The 18,969-nt window shown below is 64.3% G+C and carries 20 protein-coding genes; 3 read left to right on the top strand and 17 right to left on the bottom strand.

Going from position 1 to position 18,969, the window contains the following annotated elements; all coding sequences use genetic code 11:
• The first annotated feature begins 9 nt into the window (after positions 1-9).
• The gene (gene rsmA / locus PBR20603_RS18645; protein ID WP_150560983.1) at positions 10-843 is read left to right on the top strand and encodes a 16S rRNA (adenine(1518)-N(6)/adenine(1519)-N(6))-dimethyltransferase RsmA; all 834 of its coding nucleotides are present in this window, start codon (positions 10-12) and stop codon (positions 841-843) included.
• On the opposite strand, the gene PBR20603_RS18650 is transcribed toward rsmA, so the two are convergent.
• On the bottom strand, positions 818-1,708 hold the full coding sequence (locus tag PBR20603_RS18650) for a DMT family transporter (RefSeq protein WP_150560984.1): 891 nt from the start codon (positions 1,706-1,708) through the stop codon (positions 818-820). The two genes, rsmA and PBR20603_RS18650, sit on opposite strands and share 26 nt — an antisense overlap.
• A 261-nt stretch (positions 1,709-1,969) precedes the next feature.
• On the opposite strand from PBR20603_RS18650, the gene PBR20603_RS24375 reads away from it, so the two are divergent.
• Entirely contained in the window at positions 1,970-2,407 is a 438-nt protein-coding gene (locus PBR20603_RS24375) for a rubredoxin (RefSeq protein WP_150560985.1), read from the top strand.
• A gap of 127 nt (positions 2,408-2,534) precedes the next feature.
• On the opposite strand, the gene gloA is transcribed toward PBR20603_RS24375, so the two are convergent.
• From gloA to PBR20603_RS24470, 16 genes are all read right to left on the bottom strand, one after another.
• A complete protein-coding gene (gene gloA, locus PBR20603_RS18660) occupies positions 2,535-2,936 on the bottom strand; it encodes a lactoylglutathione lyase (RefSeq protein WP_150560986.1) in 402 nt (133 codons plus the stop codon).
• Between the two features lie 109 nt (positions 2,937-3,045).
• Positions 3,046-3,987 carry a M48 family metallopeptidase gene (locus PBR20603_RS18665; RefSeq protein WP_425495832.1) on the bottom strand — a complete coding sequence of 314 codons (942 nt, stop codon included), beginning with the start codon at positions 3,985-3,987 and terminating at the stop codon, positions 3,046-3,048.
• Positions 3,988-4,008: 21 nt separating this feature from the next.
• Positions 4,009-4,803, bottom strand: coding sequence for a lysophospholipid acyltransferase family protein (locus PBR20603_RS18670; RefSeq protein ID WP_150560987.1), 795 nt, complete (start codon positions 4,801-4,803; stop codon positions 4,009-4,011).
• An 85-nt stretch (positions 4,804-4,888) separates the two neighbouring features.
• Positions 4,889-5,482, bottom strand: a complete 594-nt coding sequence (gene gmhB / locus PBR20603_RS18675; RefSeq protein ID WP_150560988.1) for a D-glycero-beta-D-manno-heptose 1,7-bisphosphate 7-phosphatase — start codon at positions 5,480-5,482, stop codon at positions 4,889-4,891.
• 32 nt (positions 5,483-5,514) lie between these two features.
• Complete coding sequence (gene glyS / locus PBR20603_RS18680; protein ID WP_150560989.1) at positions 5,515-7,632, bottom strand: glycine--tRNA ligase subunit beta; 2,118 nt, start codon at positions 7,630-7,632, stop codon at positions 5,515-5,517.
• Positions 7,629-8,567: a glycine--tRNA ligase subunit alpha gene (gene glyQ / locus PBR20603_RS18685; RefSeq protein WP_150560990.1), complete on the bottom strand. Its 939-nt coding sequence runs from the start codon at positions 8,565-8,567 to the stop codon at positions 7,629-7,631. The genes glyS and glyQ overlap by 4 nt, the downstream gene beginning before the upstream one ends.
• A gap of 195 nt (positions 8,568-8,762) precedes the next feature.
• Positions 8,763-10,328 (bottom strand): apolipoprotein N-acyltransferase, encoded by a 1,566-nt coding sequence (gene lnt, locus PBR20603_RS18690; protein ID WP_246174822.1) that lies wholly within the window; start codon positions 10,326-10,328, stop codon positions 8,763-8,765.
• 24 nt (positions 10,329-10,352) lie between these two features.
• A complete protein-coding gene (locus PBR20603_RS18695; protein WP_150560992.1) occupies positions 10,353-11,228 on the bottom strand; it encodes a CorC family transporter in 876 nt (291 codons plus the stop codon).
• A 162-nt stretch (positions 11,229-11,390) separates the two neighbouring features.
• On the bottom strand, positions 11,391-12,077 hold the full coding sequence (locus tag PBR20603_RS18700; RefSeq protein WP_150560993.1) for a gamma-glutamylcyclotransferase: 687 nt from the start codon (positions 12,075-12,077) through the stop codon (positions 11,391-11,393).
• An 11-nt stretch (positions 12,078-12,088) separates the two neighbouring features.
• Entirely contained in the window at positions 12,089-12,640 is a 552-nt protein-coding gene (ybeY, locus tag PBR20603_RS18705; RefSeq protein WP_246174823.1) for an rRNA maturation RNase YbeY, read from the bottom strand.
• Complete coding sequence (locus PBR20603_RS18710; RefSeq protein ID WP_150560994.1) at positions 12,637-13,695, bottom strand: PhoH family protein; 1,059 nt, start codon at positions 13,693-13,695, stop codon at positions 12,637-12,639. Before PBR20603_RS18710 ends, ybeY begins: the two co-directional genes overlap by 4 nt.
• Positions 13,696-13,809: 114 nt before the next feature.
• Complete coding sequence (gene miaB, locus PBR20603_RS18715; protein WP_150560995.1) at positions 13,810-15,153, bottom strand: tRNA (N6-isopentenyl adenosine(37)-C2)-methylthiotransferase MiaB; 1,344 nt, start codon at positions 15,151-15,153, stop codon at positions 13,810-13,812.
• 199 nt (positions 15,154-15,352) lie between these two features.
• A complete protein-coding gene (locus tag PBR20603_RS18720) occupies positions 15,353-16,297 on the bottom strand; it encodes a metal ABC transporter solute-binding protein, Zn/Mn family (RefSeq protein WP_150560996.1) in 945 nt (314 codons plus the stop codon).
• 11 nt (positions 16,298-16,308) lie between these two features.
• On the bottom strand, positions 16,309-17,172 hold the full coding sequence (locus PBR20603_RS18725) for a metal ABC transporter permease (protein WP_150560997.1): 864 nt from the start codon (positions 17,170-17,172) through the stop codon (positions 16,309-16,311).
• Positions 17,169-17,987: a metal ABC transporter ATP-binding protein gene (locus tag PBR20603_RS18730; protein ID WP_174977976.1), complete on the bottom strand. Its 819-nt coding sequence runs from the start codon at positions 17,985-17,987 to the stop codon at positions 17,169-17,171. The genes PBR20603_RS18725 and PBR20603_RS18730 overlap by 4 nt, the downstream gene beginning before the upstream one ends.
• Entirely contained in the window at positions 17,984-18,106 is a 123-nt protein-coding gene (locus PBR20603_RS24470) for a hypothetical protein (RefSeq protein ID WP_281356071.1), read from the bottom strand. The genes PBR20603_RS18730 and PBR20603_RS24470 overlap by 4 nt, the downstream gene beginning before the upstream one ends.
• Positions 18,107-18,300: 194 nt before the next feature.
• Between PBR20603_RS24470 and PBR20603_RS24210 the strand changes: the two genes are divergently transcribed.
• Positions 18,301-18,462 carry a hypothetical protein gene (locus PBR20603_RS24210; protein ID WP_174977977.1) on the top strand — a complete coding sequence of 54 codons (162 nt, stop codon included), beginning with the start codon at positions 18,301-18,303 and terminating at the stop codon, positions 18,460-18,462.
• The last annotated feature ends 507 nt before the right edge of the window (positions 18,463-18,969 follow it).

Here is an 18,969-nt window from a genome sequence, read left to right on the forward strand (position 1 = left end):
GAATTTCACATGAGTAGCGCATCGAAGCGCACGGGCGTCCAACAGGGCCACGTGGCGCGCAAACGTTTTGGTCAGAACTTTCTCGTCGACATGGGCGTGATCGATGCGATCGTGAGCGCCATTTCGCCGCGCGCCGATGACCTGATGGTCGAGATCGGGCCGGGGCTGGGCGCCCTGACGACACCGCTGACCGAGTGGGTCACCCATTTGCATGTCGTCGAACTCGACCGCGATCTGGTCGGCCGTCTCTCGCGCAAGTTCGGTGAGCGCGTGAGCGTGCATGCGGGCGATGCGCTCGACTTCGACTTCGGATCGCTCGTCTCGGCAGATCGCCGCGACGAAGCACCGCTGCGCATCGTCGGCAACCTGCCTTACAACATCTCCAGCCCGCTGCTCTTCCACCTGATGCGCTACGCGACGCTCGTGCGCGATCAGCATTTCATGCTGCAGAATGAAGTGGTCGAGCGCATGGTGGCGCCCGCCGGGTCGAGCAACTACAGCCGGCTTTCCGTCATGCTTCAGTACCGCTACTGGATGGACAAGGTGCTCGACGTGCCGCCGGACGCATTCAATCCGCCGCCGAAGGTGGATTCGGCCGTCGTGCGGATGATTCCGCGTGCGGTGGCCGACCTGCCGCAGGTCGATCTGGACGTGTTCGAAGCGGTGGTCGCACAGGCGTTTTCGCAACGCCGCAAGATGCTGCGCAACACGCTGCACAGCTATCGCGATCGGGTCGATTTCGACGCGCTCGGGTTCGATCTCACTCGCCGCGCCGAGGATGTTCCGGTCAACGAATACGTGAGCCTCTCGCGCGCGATCAGCGGCGCCGGTTCACAAGGCTGATCCCGGCGAACACGAGGACGACGGCGCCCGCAAAGCGCCAGCCGACCGATTCGCCGAGAATCAGCACGCCAAATGTCACGCCGAAGAGCGGACTCAGGAACGAGAACGACGCGAGGCGGGCGGCGCTGTAGCGCGTGAGCATCCAGAACCAGATCAGATAGCTCACAAACGCCACACCGATGGACTGGTAGACGAGGCTGATCCACGTTGTGGTCGTCATCGGGCCGATATGGACGTTTCCTGTCATCAGCGCCAACGCGCAAAGCAGAATGGCCGAGACGGCGAGCTGGTAGAGCAGCGTCTTTGACGGCGCGGCCGTGGCCAGGCGCGACGCCCGCACGACCACTGTCGTCAATCCCCAGAAAAGCCCCGCAATGATGCCGAGCAGGTCGCCAGGCCAGGTGGTCGCGAGGTCTGAGCCGCTGCCGTCGGAGAACGCCACCACGATGCCGCAAAAGGCGATCGCCATGCCGAGCCATTGCATGGGCCGCAGACGCTCGCTTGGCACCGTCCAGTGCAGGCCGATGGCGGTAAAGCACGGCGCCGAGTACAAGAAGACGGCCATGCGGGAGGCGGTCGTGTGCGTCAGACCGATGAAGATACAGAGGAATTCCAGCGAAAAGAGCGCTCCGGCGAGCAGGCCAGCCGGCAGGGTGCCGTCGCCGGTCATCAGCTTCTGACGGCGCCACAGCATCCAGCCGCCCACAAATATCGCCGCGATCACGGAGCGCAAACCCGCTTGCAGCACTGGGGGAGCGGCGGATACGGCCAGTTTGACGGCAACCTGCTGGCCGCCCCATATCGCGCACAAGACCAACATGATGGCAAGCGCGGTGGCATCGATCGGACGCGGAGTAGTCTTCATGGAATTGGTTAGGATGGCGATGCATTGTGCGTGCGGTGCACAGTGTCGCCCATTGTCACCGATCCCACCTCAGTAAGCCTCATTCCGGGGCGGGCAACATGGGTAATGCGGTGGGAATTGTTTCGTCGTTCGGCACAATATTTCCCGATTTCAAGGCTTTATTGCATACTATCGCACCGATACAATGCTCCGCGCGGCCTGTTATCGCCGCGCTTACCTACGCTTCCCCGCTTTCCGCCGACATTCATCGCAGTATCTCGTATGTACAAGAAAGGCTCTGCCGTCGAACTTCAGTTCTCCCCGTCGCGACTCAATGACGGCGCAGGCGATCCGTACTGGATCGATCTCACCCGTGACGAAGCACAGGCGTTGCTGACGGCCCTGCAAACGCATCTGAGCCGCCCGGCGCACGATGCCTCGGGCACGGAGTCGCCGCTGGTGTTCACGTTGCTCGACCCGGGCGCGTCGCAAAAGGTCGACAGCCCTCGGGGCGATGAGGTCGCGCCGGTGGCGTCCGATGAGGCGGTCGCGGCTTCCCGGCAATGGGTCTGCGTCATCTGCGGCTGGATTTATGACGAGGCGCTGGGTTACCCCGAAGACGGCATTGCGCCGGGAACCCGCTGGGAAGACGTGCCGGAAGACTGGCGTTGCCCGTTGTGCGACGTGGGCAAGGAAGATTTTGCGATGGTGGAGTTCTGAGGCCTCGCTGGCGTCGTGCCGGTATGCATCAAGGCCACCGGCATGACGTTGCGACGTCGGCACAGCGGCCACCGACGACAGGTGGCCGTCAGCGCATGCCCCCCGGGGCAGGCAGGGCTTACAGAGCTTACAGAGCGCCCTTGGCCGAGTGCTTCTGGATCAATTCGATCTTGTAGCCGTCAGGATCTTCCACGAAGGCGATGACCGTGGTGCCACCCTTGACCGGACCGGCTTCACGGCTGACCTTGCCGCCGGCCGCACGGATCGTTTCGCAGGCCTGATACGCGTCGTCGACTTCGACGGCCAGATGGCCGAACGCGGTGCCGATTTCGTACTTTTCCACGCCCCAGTTATAGGTCAGCTCGAGCACGGTGTTCTCCGACTCGGCGCCATAGCCGACGAAGGCCAGGGTGTACTTGTACTCGGGGTTCTCGCTCTGACGCAGCAGTTGCATGCCGAGCACGCGCGTGTAGAAATCGATCGAGCGCTGCAGGTCGCCGACGCGCAGCATGGTATGGAGCATTCGCATGGTGTTTTCATGTGTGGGGACAACGAGGCCTCGATTGTACCCGCGTCCATGAAAATGAGCCGCGTTCATGTGGCGTTGAAAAATTCTGAAAACCGGATGCGGCGTCCGATCAGAATTCTGGCAGCCACTCCGGCGCATGCGACTTGAGGGTATCGCGCGCAGCCTCGAATTCCGGGAAGATCGACGCCACCGCCTGCCAGAAGCGGGGTCCGTGGTTCATTTCCTTCAGATGCGCCAGTTCGTGCGCGACCACGTAATCGATCACGCCCAGCGGGAAATGAATCAGCCGCCAGTTCAGACGGATGCGTCCGTCGGCGCTGCAACTTCCCCAGCGGGTCGATGCGGATGACAGCCCCAGCGCCGTATGCCGCACGCCAAGCCGCTCGCCGTAGACCTCAAGCCGTGTCGTAAAGAGCTTGCGGGCTTCCTGCTGCAGCCAGCCTTGTACGCGATCGCGCATTTGCTCCGGCGCGGCCTGCGGCGGCAGGTCGAGCCATAGCGTATGGGTATGAATGTCGTATTGCGCGGCGCCTGCGCGTCCGCCAAGCCGCACGGTCAGCGTGTGTCCGAGGTGCGGCAGGGTGGCGCCGTCGACCCAGGTGACGCGCGGGACCACACGCCGCGCGGCGCGCTCGCGAAACTCGGTGATCTTGTTGAAGATCCAGCGCTTCTTCTCGACGATGGCCGCTTCCACATCGGCGAGCGTGACCCAGCGCGGGGCCGTCACAGCCAGTCCCGATTCGTCGATCATGAATCCGATGGTGCGGCGAGAGGAGCGTTTGAACCGGTAATAGATCGCATGGCCGTCCAGCGTGATCACGCGTTCGCCGCTCGCGGGCGTGCGGCGTGGGCCGGTGGTCCCCGACGGGGAGGTTTGCAGGGTGTTCGTGTCGGCCGCCGAGGGGCTCAGTGCAGCGGACGGGCTGGGCGCATCGGTGGCCACGCCATTGGCTTCGGCCGCGGGGTTGCCGAATAGATCGAGTTCCATCTGGGGGGCAGGTGTCTCATGCCGGGAGCGGGTGTCGCGGGTGGCGGGTTGGACTTTCGACATGAGACAGTCTCGGCGTGCGGATCAGGTCCGTGGTGTGGCGTCAGGCTTGTCGGCCGCGTTGGCCGCGTTGGGCGCGCGCGTTTTCGGCTTCGACGTGTAGGCGTCCGGGTCGATGCGCACCATCTCGCGCTCGATCCATTCAGCGACATCGGCATTGACGGCCTCGGCGGTACGGCCTTCCGTTTCAATGACCGGCCCGATCGATACGGTCACTTCGCCGGGGAATTTCTTGAACGAGTTGCGCGGCCAGACACGTCCGGCATTGTGCGCGATGGGCACGATGGGCACGCCGGTCGTTGCTGCGAGACGGGCGCCGCCCGACTTGTACTTGTTGCGCGAGCCGGTCTTCGTGCGCGTGCCTTCCGGGAACATGATGATCCACGATCCCTCGGCCAGACGCTCGCGGCCCTGTGCGACGACCGACTGAAACGCGTCGGTGCCCTTGCTGCGATTGATGTGAATCATGCTGAGCAGACCCAGCGCCCAACCGAAGAACGGCACGTAGAGCAGTTCGCGTTTGAATACAAAGCACAGCGGGCGCGGCATCAGGGCCGGCAGTGCGATCGTCTCCCACGCCGACTGATGCTTCGACAGAAGGATGGCGGGGCGGTCCGGCAGGTTCTCCCAGCCGATGACCCGGTAACGCATGCCGCACAGCTTGTCGGCCACGCGGATCACGACCTTGCACCAGCCCGCCGCGAACCAGTAACGCCGCACGCGCGAAAGGAACGGGAAGGACAAGATGCACGCAATGGCGTAGGGAATCGTCCAGACGATCAGGAAGATGAAAAAGAGAATTGAACGTAATTGCAGCATCGGGTCTTGGCCTGGGGTGGGTGCCGGAGCGATTGTCCTACGCGCTTTGATGCGCGTCCTGGGTCATGTGGCGGGCGAGCACCACTTACACGCTCTTGGCGTCCTCTTCAGCGAGCAGGTCGTTCACGAAGGCTTGCAGGCTGTCGTGGACACACGTGCCTTCGGGCAGATTGCCTGCGGCAAGCGTCTTCTTGCCCTTGCCGGTGAGGACCAGATGCGGTTTGGCGCCCACCGCGGCGGCGGCCTGCAAATCGCGCAGCGAGTCGCCCACGGCTGGCACGCCGGTCAGGTCGGTTTCGTAACGTCGCGCGATTTCCTGAAACATGCCGGGCTTCGGCTTGCGGCAATCGCAGGCGTCGACGGCGGTATGCGGGCAGAAGAACACGGCGTCGATGCGTCCGCCAGCGGCAGCCGCCAGCTTCGACATCTTCGCGTGCATGGCGCCGAGCGTCGCCATGTCGAACAGGCCGCGTCCCACTCCCGACTGGTTCGTCGCCACGACAACCCGGTACCCGGCCTGATTCAGGCGGCCGATGGCCTCAAGACTGCCGGGCAGCGGCACCCATTCATCCTTTGACTTGATGAACTGGTCCGAGTCGGCGTTGATGACGCCGTCCCGGTCGAGAATCACGAGCTTGCGGGCGGCGGGGCCGGGGGAGCGATCTTTGCGCGAATCCATGACGAACGGGCTTCCGGGACGTTAAGCCGCGATCAGGCGGCGAGCTTCGAGAGATCGGCCACGCGGTTCATCTGCACGTGCAGGTGCCAGAGCAGCGCGAGGCGATTGTTGCGCAGCGCCTCGTCGTCGGCCATCACCATCACATCGTTGAAGAAGGCGTCGACCGCATCGCGCAGTTCGGCCAGCGCCGAGAGTGCCTGCGCGTACTCGCGGGCTTCGAAGTTCCGCTGCACGACCGGCGCGACTTTCTCGAGCGCGGCCGCGAGCGACTTCTCGGCGGGTTCCATCAGCAGCGACGGCACGATCACGCCATCGGGCGGCGGTGCCGTCTTCTTCAGGATGTTGCCGATGCGCTTGTTCGCGGCGGCGAGCGCTTCGGCCTGCGGCAGTGCCGAGAAGGCGCGCACGGCTTCCAGGCGCTCGATCAGATCGCTCAGACTCAGATAGATCGACGGCGACACCAGCACCGCCTCGATCTCGTTGGCAGCGTAGCCACGCTCACGCAGATAACCGCGCAGACGATCGAGCACAAACTGGTAGACGTCGCTCAGATACTCAGGGCTGGCGACACCCGACGTGAATTGCTTGTAGGTCACGTCCAGCAGATCGGACAACATGACCGGCAGACGACGCTCGATGAGCATGCGCACGATGCCCAGCGCATGACGGCGCAGCGCGAACGGGTCTTTCTCGCCCGTCGGTTGCAGGCCGATGCCCCAGATGCCGACGAGCGTTTCGAGCTTGTCGGCCAGCGCCACGACCGTGCCGGTGTGGGTGGCGGGCAGTGCGTCGCCAGCGAAGCGCGGCTGATAGTGCTCCGAGCAGGCACGAGCGACCTCGTCGGCTTCGCCGTCGTGACGCGCGTAGTAAGTCCCCATCGTGCCTTGCAGTTCCGGGAATTCACCCACCATGTCGGTCAGCAGGTCGGCCTTGGCCAGCAGGGCGCCGCGTTCGGCCAGCGCCACATCCACGCCAATCATCTGTGCAATGGCGCCAGCCAGCTTCACCAGACGCTGCGTACGCTCGAACTGCGAGCCCAGCTTGTTGTGATAGACGACGTTCGCGAGCAGCGGCACACGATCTGCGAGCCGCTTTTTCTTGTCCTGCTCGAAGAAGAACTTCGCATCGGCCAGACGCGGGCGCACCACGCGCTCGTTACCCGTCACGATCTGCTCGGGGTGGGCCGTTTCGATGTTGGAGACGATCAGGAAGCGGTTCGTCAGACGGCCACCCTCGGCGAGCGGCTTGTCGGTCAACGCGAAATACTTCTGGTTCGTCTGCATCGTGAGAATCAGACATTCCTGCGGGACAGCCAGGAATTCCTGCTCGAAGTGGCAGGCGTAGATCGCGGGCCATTCGACGAGCGCGGTCACTTCGTCGAGCAGCGCGTCGGGCATGACCACGTGGTCGCCGCCCGCGGCGGCGAGCAATTGCGTGCGGATCGCGTCACGGCGGCCCGTGAAACTGGCCAGCACCTTGCCTTCGGCTTCAAGGGTTGCCGCGTAAGCGTCGGCGTTGGCAACGGTGACTTCGCCCTTCGACAGGAAGCGATGGCCCTGCGTCTTGTTGCCCGAGGCAAGGCCGATAGCCGTGGCGGGCACGAGCGTGTCGCCGTGCAGGGCGATGAGGCCATGCACCGGGCGCACGAACTGCACCGTCTCGCCGTCCGGGCGCTGGTAGCTCATCACCTTCGGGATCGGCAGCTTGCCGAGCGTTTCGTCGAGCGAGGCTTGCAGTGCGTCGGCGAGTTGAGCGCCCGCAGCGGTGTAGGTATGGAAGAAGGCTTCGGCCTTGCCGTCCATTGCGCGCTCGAGGCTGGCGACCGGCAGGTCGGCAAAGCCCATGGCGGCGAGTTTCTTCGCCAGCGGCGGTGTCGGGTTGCCGTTGGCGTCGAGGGCGACGGACACCGGCAGCACCTTGGCGCGGATCGTCGCGTCCGGGGCGCGCCCGAGCACGTTCGAAATCGTGACGGCCAGACGTCGCGGCGTGGCGTAGGGCGTAACGACGCTCGCGTCGGTGGTCAGGCCGCGCGTGCGCAGGCCGTTGGCAATACCGTCGGCGAACGCGTCGCCCAGACGCGCCAGCGCCTTCGGCGGCAGTTCTTCGGTCAGCAGTTCGACCAGCAGGGTGCGTTGTGCGGTGCTCATCATGCGGCTTGCGTTTGGTTTTGGGCGGCGGGGGCGTTCAGCATCGGGAAGCCGAGCTTTTCGCGCGAAGCGTAGTAGGCCTGTGCGATCAGACGCGACAGCGCCCGGATACGGCCGATATACGCCGCACGTTCGGTCACCGAGATGGCGCCGCGCGCGTCGAGCAGGTTGAAGGTGTGCGCGGCCTTGAGAATCATCTCGTAGGCGGGCAACGCCAGTTCGGCTTCGATGAGGCGCTTGGCTTCGCTTTCGTAGTTATCGAAGAAGCTGAACAGCATCGGCTGGTTCGAGTGCTCGAAGTTGTACGTCGACTGTTCCACTTCGTTCTGATGGAACACGTCGCCGTAGGTCAGACGGCGCTTGACCGGTCCGTCAGCCGTCTGCTCTTCCCACTCCGTCCATACGAGGTCGTAGACGTTCTCGACCTGCTGGAGATACATGGCCAGACGCTCGATGCCGTAGGTGATTTCGCCGAGCACCGGCTTGCAATCGAGGCCGCCGACTTGCTGGAAGTACGTGAACTGGGTCACTTCCATGCCGTTGAGCCACACTTCCCAGCCCAGGCCCCAGGCGCCGAGCGTCGGATTCTCCCAGTCGTCTTCCACGAAGCGCACGTCGTTTTGGGTCAGATCGAGACCGAGCGCGCGCAGCGAACCCAGGTACAGGTCGAGAATGTTCTCCGGGGCCGGCTTGAGCACCACCTGATACTGGTAGTAGTGCTGCATGCGGTTCGGATTCTCACCGTAGCGGCCATCCTTGGGACGGCGCGACGGCTGCACGTAGGCGGCGCGCCACGGCTCCGGGCCGATCGCGCGCAGGAACGTGGCGGTGTGCGAGGTACCGGCGCCGACCTCCATGTCGTAAGGCTGGAGCAACGCACAGCCTTGCTTGTCCCAGTAATCCTGCAACGTCAGGATGACTTGTTGAAAGGTAAGCATGATGAATTCGCGCGGACGAACAGGAAAAAGTGCGGATTTTGCGCAGTTTGCCGACCCGGCCGCGAGCGCGGCCGACAAACTAAAACGTTGAATTTTAGCGGGAATTCGACCCGAATGGGGCGTCAGTGCCCATTGGGTGGTGCGACAGGGGGATTTTCACGTCCCCCTGCGTCATTTCGATGGCGCCGGCGTGTCTCAGCGCGACGGCCGTGTCATCGCCACGCCGAGGCCCAGCGCGACGAGTGCCAGCACCAGCGCAGGGAGGTTGCCGAAGCGAACATACGGCGTGAGGCCGCTGTATGGCTGGACATGGCCCGTAAGCGCGCCCGTCGTCATTGCTGGCAGACGCCCCTGCACGTGACCCTGTGCGTCGATGATCGCCGTCGTACCGGTGTTCGTCGCGCGCAACATCGGACGCCCCGTCTCCAGCGCGCGCATGCGCGCGATCTGCAAGTGCTGGTCGAGGGCGATGGTATCGCCGAACCACGCGAGATTCGTCGCGTTGGCGAGTACCGTGGCGGGCTCCGGCATATGGCGCAACGCCTGTGCGATTTCCTCGCCGAACAGGTCTTCGTAGCAAATGTCGAGCGCCACACGCTGATCGCGCACCGGGAAGCCGCCAGGCGTGGCCGTGCCCCGCAGGAAGTCGCCCAGCGGGATGTGCATCATGTCGACGAACCAGCGGAAGCCCCAGGGGACGAATTCGCCGAAGGGCACGAGGTGATGCTTGTCGTAACGGTGCAGCGTCTGGTTGCGCGGGGTCACGCCGAACAGGCTATTGGTCAGATCCGTCGGGCCGCGATCGGTGAGGGTCGCGCCCACGGCGCCGAGCACCACGTGCGAACCGGTGCGATCGGCAAACTCCCGGATCGGGCCGGCCACTTCGGGCGGAATACCTTGCAGCAGTACCGGGAACGCCGTTTCCGGCGTGATGATGAGGTCGGCCGGCGCGGCCACGATCATGTCGCGATACAGCGCCATGGCGCGATCGATTCCGGCGCGCTCGAATTTCATGTCCTGCGCGATATTGCCTTGCAGCAGCCGTACCGTGAGCGGCTTGCCCGACGGCGTCGTCCATTCGTGCCGTGCGAGTCCGGCACCCGCGCCGAGCAACGCCAGCGCGCCGGCGACGGCCGCCAGACGCCGCGTGGGCCGCATGGGCCGCATAGGCCGCGTGGTCGCGACAACGGGCAGCACGGCACGAGCGAGCCACGCCGCCGCGAGCGCCGCGAGTCCGCCAATGCCGTAGACCCCGACGAGCGGCGCGAAGCCTGCCAGCGGACCGTCGACATGGGCGTAGCCGGGCGAGAGCCACGGGAAGCCGGTGAACACGGTGCCACGTAACCATTCCGCGAGTGTCCAGGCGCCCGCGAACGCGAAGGCGCGCCACGGGCCGGCGGCCCCGACCCAACGGGTGGCAAACGTCGCCAGTGCGGGGTAGAGCGCGAGGTAGATCGAGAACAGCACGACGGCCGCACCGGCCATGATGCCGGGCATGCCGCCGTACGTGTGCATGCTGATGTAGAGCCACCAGATGCCCGACACGAACGACGTCACGCCGAAGCAGCCGCCGAGCCAGAGGGCCTCGCGCCGCGAGACGCTGCGCTCGACGAGCGCGAAGAGTCCCGCCATGGCGAGCAGTTGCAGCCACCAGACGTCGCGCGGCGCGAAGGCCAGCGTCTGTGCAATACCGGCCAGACCGGCGAGCGCACGGGCACGCCAGGCCGGCCACGAGCGCCGCTCGGGCGCGTGGACGGTCATTTCCTGCATGGATCGATGGAGTGGTTACTCGGGCTGAACGGCCGGTGCCGGCTCCACGCGCCGCAACAGCAGCATGTGGACCTGACGGCCATCGGCGCGCAGCACTTCGAACACGAGATTGCCGATGCGCATACGCTCACCGCGGCGCGGCACACGGCCGAACTGGTGCGTGATCATACCGCCGATCGTGTCGTTTTCGGCGTCGACGAACTGCGTGCCGAAGGCGTCGTTGAACTGTTCGATCTCGGTCAGCGCGCGAATGCGGTACGTGCCGTCGGGCGCGGCGATGATGTTGTCTTCTTCCTCATCGAAGTCGTATTCGTCCTCGATGTCGCCGACGATTTGCTCGAGCACGTCTTCAATCGTGATGAGGCCTGCCACGCCGCCGTATTCGTCCACGACGATGGCGATGTGATTGCGATTCACGCGAAAGTCGTGCAGCAGCACGTTCAGACGCTTCGACTCGGGAATGAACACGGCCGGGCGCAGCATGTCGCGCACGTCGAAATCGTGATTCGCGTAGTAACGCAGCAGATCTTTCGCGAGCAGAATGCCGATGATGTTGTCGCGATTGCCTTCGTACACCGGATAGCGCGAGTGCGCCTGTTCCAGCACGAACGGGACAAATTCTTCGGGTGTCTGCTCGATGTTGATGGCGTCCATTTGTGCGCGCGGGACCATGATGTCGCGGGCGCACAGATCAGCCACCTGGAATACGCCCTCGATCATCGCCAGAGAATCGGCGTCCATCAGGTTGCGGGCGTGGGCGTCTTGCAGAATTTCGAGCAGCTCTGCGCGCGACTCCGGCTCCGGGGAGATCAGATCGGTGAGGCGTTCGAGCAGAGAGCGAGGTTTATCAGGGTTTTTTCGACCGGGTCGACTGGGATAAGGGTCGTTCATGACGGCGCGTCCAAGGCGGGCGGACGCCGAGCTGTTACAGGAAGCTCAAGGATACACCAGATGCGCGGCATCTCCGCGACAGGGCCGCAGCGTTTCGTTACGCAGTGTTCGCCGCCGGGCGACGCTGCGGATTTCAGAACATTTCAGGACATTTCGGGCGTTTCAGCGCGCACTGCAGCGGTGCAAAATGGCTTCCAGCGCCGGGTCGGGCATGCCGGCTTCGCGCAGCGCCTTGACCGTCCGGGCGACGTAATCGTGCGTCGTGCCGTAGCGCCCCTGCGCCTGATCGAAGACCTTGCGGATGATGTCGTCGGGCAGGCGGCCTGCGTAGCTCTTTACGTCGCGCCGCATGACGAACGCAAGGGCGGGTGCGGCGCGGCCGTCGGCGAGTGTGCAATTGAGCCACGCCGGACGATACGAGCCCATCGCCATTTCTCGATACCAGAGCGTTTCGAGTTCCGTGCGGGCCTTGGCGGCCGCGAGCCGCAGCGCCACGCCCGCACACGAACCGCCACGGTCGAGCGCGAGCACGAGGCCGGGGTGCTCAGGGGTGCCGCGATTGACGCGCGACCAGAGATACAGCCCCCGGTGGTAGCCATACACGCGGGCGCGCTGGCTTTCCTCGACGGGCAGACCGGGGTTCCAGATGAGCGAACCGTAAGCGAAGATCCACAGATCCTGACGACCATCCCAACCGGTGAGCGCTTCGTCGAGCGACGACGAGAGTTCTTCCGGCGTGAGGTGGCGGCCCAACCCGATGTCGGGCGGATATTTCGTGCATCCCGGACCGCTCGACACGCTGGCCGGTGACGTTTCGGAGGCAGTCGGGCGATCGGGGAAGCGGTCCATACGATGTCGGTTCAGGTGCGGCGCGGCTTGGCCGGCGTGCTGGCTTTGGCAGGCGTGGCAGGCATGGCGGGAGCGGACTTCTCCGACGCATAGGGATCGGCGTAACCGAGACCGGCGAGAATCTCCGTCTCGAGGCTTTCCATTTCCTGCGCCTCGTCGTCCGCTTCGTGGTCGTAGCCTTGCGCATGGAGCACGCCGTGCACGATCAGGTGCGCGTAATGGGCTTCGAGCGCAATACCTTGCTCGTTCGCCTCGCGCTCGACCACCGGGCAGCACAGCACGATATCGCCCGTCACCGGATCGCTGTCGTCTTGCGCGTAGGCAAACGTGAGCACGTTGGTGGCGTAGTCCTTGCCGCGATAGCCGCGATTGAGCGTCTGACCTTCCTCGGCGTCGACGAAGCGCAGCGTCAGTTCGGCGTCGGCCAGCAGCGCGGCCTGCACCCAGCGGCGCAGTGCAGTGCGCGAGAGCAGCGTCTTGTGCGCGGCGAACGCCGGGCCCGCCACGAACTGGCTCGTCAGCGCGAGCGCGTGGCGCGGCGAACGCGGGGGGCGCTCGCTCATGCCTTGCCTCGTGGCGCGCGGCCGTCGCGCCGTTCGCGGTCGGTCGATTCCGGCAGATCGAGCCCGGCTTCGGCGTGCTGCGCGTGCGCGTCGTACGCTTCGACGATGCGGGCGACCAACGGGTGACGCACCACGTCCACGCTGGTGAAGCGGGTCATGGCGATGCCGCGAACGTTCTTCAGGATCAGTTGCGCTTCCATCAGGCCGCTCTTCTGACCGCGCGGCAGGTCGACCTGCGTGGTGTCGCCCGTCACGACAGCCTTGCTGCCGAAGCCGATACGCGTGAGGAACATCTTCATCTGTTCGGGCGTGGTGTTCTGCGCCTCGTCCAGAATGATGAATGCATGATTGAGCGTGCGGCCGCGCATATACGCGAGCGGTGCGATCTCGATCATTTGCTTCTCGAAATACTTCTGCGTCTTGTCGAAGCCGAGCAGATCGTAGAGCGCGTCGTAGAGCGGGCGCAGGTACGGATCGACCTTCTGCGCCAGGTCGCCGGGCAGGAAGCCCAGTCGCTCGCCCGCTTCCACAGCAGGACGCGTGAGCACGATGCGCTTGACCGCGTCGCGCTCGAGCGCGTCGACGGCGCACGCTACGGCCAGATAGGTCTTGCCGGTGCCGGCCGGCCCGATGCCGAACGTGACGTCGTGCGAGAGAATCTGCTTGAGGTAATCGCGCTGCGCCGGGGTACGGCCATGCAGATCGGTGCGGCGCGTGTGCAGCACCGGCGAGCCGTCTTCGGTCTCGCCGGCGGCAAACGGGTTGTCGTCGCCATGGCGCACGGTCGGCGCGAGACCCTGACGCGACTCCACGAGGCCCAACTGGATGTCGTCGACGGACAACGGCTCGGTGGCGCGGTTGTAGAAGCTCTCGAGGGCCTGCGTGGCGATCACGGCGCTCTTGCCGCGAACGGAGAAGCGATGCCCGCGACGGGAAATCGAGACGTCGAGCGCCTGTTCGATCTGACGCAGGTTCTCGTCGAGCGGGCCGCAGAGGTTGGCCAGACGGCGATTGTCGTCGCGCGGGGCGGTGAATTCTTGGACGGGTGCTTTCAAAATGATCCGGTCGGGTGCCTGTTCAGGTCGTTCGATGGAGTCGCCGGGGGCAGGCTCGGGAATGCGGTGCGCACGCCAGGGACTGCCGGGTCCGTTCATATTCGCAAATATCGCTTAGTGCGTGGTGACCAGTTCGCCACGCAACGAGTGCGGGTAGGCGAACGTGATCACGACGTCGGTCATCTGGCCGATCAGGCTGGCGCGTTGCCCTTCAGAGGCGGGGAAGTTCACCACGCGGTTGTTCTCGGTGCGGCCTTGCAGCTCGTTCGGATCTTTGCGCGAGACGCCTTCGACGAGAATGCGCTGCCGCGAGCCCACCATGCTCTGGCTGATGCGTGCGGCGTTTTCCTCGATCACGGCCTGCAGGTGTTGCAGACGGCGCAGCTTGACTTCGCGGGGGGTGTCGTCCGGCAAGTTGGCGGCCGGCGTGCCGGGACGCGGGCTATAGATGAACGAGAAGCTCGTGTCGTAGCCGATCTCGTGAATCATTGCCATGAGCTTGTCGAAATCCTCTTCCGTCTCGCCAGGGAAACCGACGATGAAGTCCGACGACATCGACATGTCCGGGCGCACCTGACGCAGGCGGCGGATGATCGACTTGTATTCCAGCACGGTATAGCCGCGCTTCATGGCCGAGAGCACGCGGTCGGCGCCGTGCTGCACGGGCAGGTGCAGATGGCTCACCAGCTTGGGCACCTTGGCATAGGTGTCGATCAGGCGCTGCGTGAATTCCTTCGGGTGGCTGGTCGTGTAGCGGATGCGCTCGATGCCCGGCACTTCGGCCACGTATTCGATGAGCAGCGCGAAGTCGGCGATTTCGCCGTCGGCCATCAGGCCGCGATAGGCGTTCACGTTCTGGCCCAGCAGCGTGATCTCGCGCACGCCCTGCTCGGCCAGACCGGCGATCTCGGTGAGCACGTCCTCGAACGGGCGCGACACTTCGTCGCCGCGCGTGTAGGGCACCACGCAGTAGCTACAGTACTTCGAGCAGCCTTCCATGATCGAGACGAACGCAGTGGCGCCTTCGACCTTGGCCGGCGGCAGATGGTCGAACTTCTCGATCTCCGGGAACGAGATGTCGACCTGAGAGCGGCCGGTGGCACGGCGTGCCTCGAGCATTTGCGGCAGGCGGTGCAGCGTTTGCGGGCCGAACACCACGTCGACATACGGCGCGCGCTGCACGATGGCAGCGCCTTCCTGGCTGGCCACGCAACCGCCGACGCCAATGACCAGATCCGGCTTGATTTCCTTGAGCGCGCGCATGCGGCCCAGATCCGAGAACACCTTTTCCTGCGCCTTTTCGCGCACGGAGCAGGTGTTGAACAGGATGACGTCGGCGTCTTCGGGGGAATCGGTCTTTTCGAGACCTTCGGCTGCGCCGAGCACGTCCGCCATCTTGTCGGAGTCGTACTCGTTCATCTGACAGCCGAACGTCTTGATATAAATCTTCTTTGCCATTGAGTGTGCGCCGTTCGCAGTGGTTGACCTGGGGGCGTCCGTATTGGATGTTTCAGGGGTTCAGTCTTGCCGGGCCACGAGAGAAAAGCGGTGGCCCAAACGCAAAAGCCGGCGTGGCCGGCCTGTCCGGACCTCCGTAGCGGGGCCGGTGTGTGGTGCACGCATTATACCGCGTGCACCGCGGGGAAGCGCGGCCGGACTAGCGGTTGTCCTTCATTGCGGCGGCAATGGCGCGGATGTTGTGCTGGAACAACTGGAGGTAGGTCGTGGCTTCCGGGTTCTGCGACAGCGCGTCGGAGTAGAGCTTGCCGTCGACCGTCACCTTGGCGTCCTTGGCGATGCGCTGCACCAGACGCGGATTGGAGATGTTCTCCATGAAAACCGCCTTGATGCCCGTGCGGCGGATCACACGGATCAGGTTCGCCACATCCTTGGCGCTGGCTTCGCTTTCCGTCGAGACGCCTTCCGGGGCGAGGAACTTGATGCCGAAGCGCTGGCCGAGATAGCCGAAAGCGTCATGCGACGTCAGCACCACGCGGCGGGAGGGCGGAATTGGGGCGAGCTGCTTGTTTGCCCAGGTGATCAGGTCGTCGAGCGCGCCCTGATAGTTCCTTGCGCGATCCGCGTAGTAGGCGCTGCCGGCCGGATCGGCCTGCGACAGGGCGGCCGCGATGTTGCCGACCATTGCTTTCACGCGCTCCGGGTCTTGAAACATATGCGGATCGGTCACGGTCCTGCCGTCGTCGAGCATGGTGCGGGGCTTGAGCCCCTTCGTGACCGTGACGAGCGTGCCGGGATAGTGGCTCGACTTCATCAGGCGGGGCAGCCAGCCTTCGAAGCCCAGACCGTTCACGAAGAAGAGCTTCGTGCCTGAGATCTTGGCGACGTCCGCCGGGGTCGGCTCATAGACGTGCGTGTCCTGATCGGGGCCGACGAGTGTGGTGACGTCGATCCGTTCGCCGCCGACGGCCTTCACGATGTCGGACAGGATGCTGAAGCTCACGCCGACGGGCAGTCGCGTGTCCTGTGCGTGCGCCGGACTGGCAAACGCCAGCGCCAGGGCGAACATTGCGGCGAAGCATCCCGCGCCAAGCCACGATTTGCCACCCGACGAGTTGTTGCCCCATTGACCCAATCCGAACATGTTTTCCTCTCTTAAAGCGCCGATGCCTTGGCAGCATTCGCCTGACCCGGCGTGACAAGCAGTGCGCCCAGATAGGCGATGCCCGCCGTCAAAACGATGGCCGGTCCCGAAGGGCAGGCCAGGTAATACGAAATCAGCAGCCCGATCACGCTCGACGCGCTCGCGACCAGCCAGGCCACGAGCAGCATGCCCGGCAGCGTGCGGGCGACGAGCCGCGCGGTCGCCGCCGGCAGCATCATCAGTCCTACGGCCATGAGCGTGCCCATCGCCTGAAATCCCGCCACGAGGTTCATTACCGTCAGCACGGTAAAGCCGAGGTGATAACGCATCACGCTCTTGCCCTGCCCTTGGCCGAGGAATGTCGGATCGGCGCTGTCCAGCACGAGACCGCGATAATGCCATCCGAACCAGAGCAGCGTCACCGTCGCGATCACGGCGACCAGAATGAGCGACGGATCGTCCACCGCGAGTACCGAACCGAAGAGCAGATGCATCAGATCGACGCTGTTGCCCCATTTGGAGACGATCACCACACCACCGGCCAGTGCCAGAAGATAGAAGCCGGCAAACGAGGCGCCTTCGTCGAGCCGCGTGCGGCGGCTCGACAGCCCGGCGAGCAACGCGACGAGCAGACCGGCCACCATGCCGCCGCCCGCCATCCATGGCAGCGACAGGCCGCCGATCAGATACCCGACGGCCGCTCCTGGCAGCACCGCATGCGAGAGCGAATCGCCCATCAGACTCATGCGGCGCAGCAGCAGGAACACGCCCACCGGCGTGCATCCGATCGATAGCGCGAGGCTGCCGACGAGCGCATGCCGCATGAAGTCGAATTCCGAGAACGGGCCGACGAGCAGATCCAGCACAGTGCTCATCGGGGGCCTCCGCGTGTTGTCATGACCGTTGTTCCCGGCAGGTGTGCGCCGCCCTGGGCGCAGACGCCGGAGGTTGCCGAGACTGCACTTGCCGTGCGGGCGGTATAGCCGCCGGCGCCGGACAGTCCGGCATGTGTGCCGGCGTCTGTGCTATCACGCGACGGCAGTCCGGCGCGCAGACACTGTGCCGGCGCGCCGGACGCCACCAGCCGGCCAGCCATCACGGCGACATAGGAAAAGCGCTCGAGCACGAGCGGCAGGTCGTGAAGTACCGTCACCACCGTACGTCCTTCCCCGCGCCATTGATCCAGCAAGGCGAGTAACAGTTCCGCCGACGGGACATCGATGCCCGTGAGCGGTTCATCCAGCAAAACGATGGGGGCATCTTCCACGATCAGCCGTGCAAAGCGGGCGCGCTGCCACTGGCCGCCCGACAAGACCTCAAGCGGCTGTGTGCACTTGTCTGCGAGGCCGACGCGTGCGAGGGCGTCGTGAGCGCGATCGAACTCGTCGCGGCCGAGGCGGCGTGCGTCGCCGGTGCGCCGCCACGTGCCGGTCAGCACATATTCCTCGACGCACATGGGGAAGCGGTGATCGGTCTCGGGCCGCTGCGAGAGATAGGCCACGGGGCCGTCGCAAACGATCTTGCCCTGCGACACCTTTTGCAGGCCGGCGAGCGCGCGTAACAGGGTGGTCTTGCCGCCGCCGTTGGGGCCGACGACTGCCGAGAGCACGCCGGGCGCGAACGTGGCGCTCACCCCTTCCAGGGCAATAGTCGGTCCGAAGTGAACCGAAAGATCTTGGCAGCCGATCACAAGGCAACTCCTTGCAGCGCCCAGTAGACGAGCGCCCAAAGCGGTACGAGCACGAGCAGCGTGAGTGCCGTGCGTTCCCAGCCTGCGAGACGGTAGAGCCAAACGGAAAAGCGGATCATGGGTGAGACGGGCGATGCCCAGACACAGTTTGCAACTGTGTAATAAATGCAACAAGGTTGCATTATCGCATGAATTGACGCGTGGCGCCGTTGTGGCCGATCGAGCGCGCCGGAGCGCACAGAACGCCGGTGAAGCGTGCCGGGACACAACGCGTTACATATCAGCGCAGCACATTTGGGCGAACCGGCGTAACATGGATTCACGCTTGATCGACTGGCACGCTGTTCGCTTCATTCCAGAGATCGGCAATATGCAAGGCATCGATGAGACGGTGGCATGGTGCGGTGCGGCGACCCTGAGCCAGGGCATTCGGCGAGTGGTTCGGAATGCGCCGCCGGCAGCCGTCACTGCCTAGGAGGTTCGCCCGTTCAGACAATCGGCCGTCTTCGACTTTCCGCCTGCGACACCATGCGCCCACGCGTGTTGCTCGCACGACCTTCGCGACTTCGCGCAGTCACGTTGCCTCGACAGGAAAGCACGCCGTTACGCGCCCACGTCTTCGCATTCGTCGACGTCGTCGGGCCGCCCACTTTTTTTTCGCAAAACATGGCACGCGGTGCATCGAACGTTCGCGAGAAATTCTGTCAAATAAATAGGATTCCTTAATTAATGCCGGAGAGATTCTAACGTTCCGGAATGCAGGCAAACCCGAGTGCGCAATGCGTGTGTGAGTGCTTGAAAAGTCGCTCGAATTTTGATGTATCGGGGCTGACGTGCGCAATGCGTAGATGACTCGGAAACCCTTGTGAAATGCGGGTTATCGACAATGCTTAGCGCTGCGGAAAATATCTAGCGACAGTTTTTTTGTTTGTGCATATGATGAGTTAACGGTTGCAATTTCCGGTGACAAGTTTAAAGTCAA

The sequence above is a fragment of the Pandoraea bronchicola genome, assembly GCF_902459805.1.
Taxonomy (GTDB): domain Bacteria; phylum Pseudomonadota; class Gammaproteobacteria; order Burkholderiales; family Burkholderiaceae; genus Pandoraea; species Pandoraea bronchicola.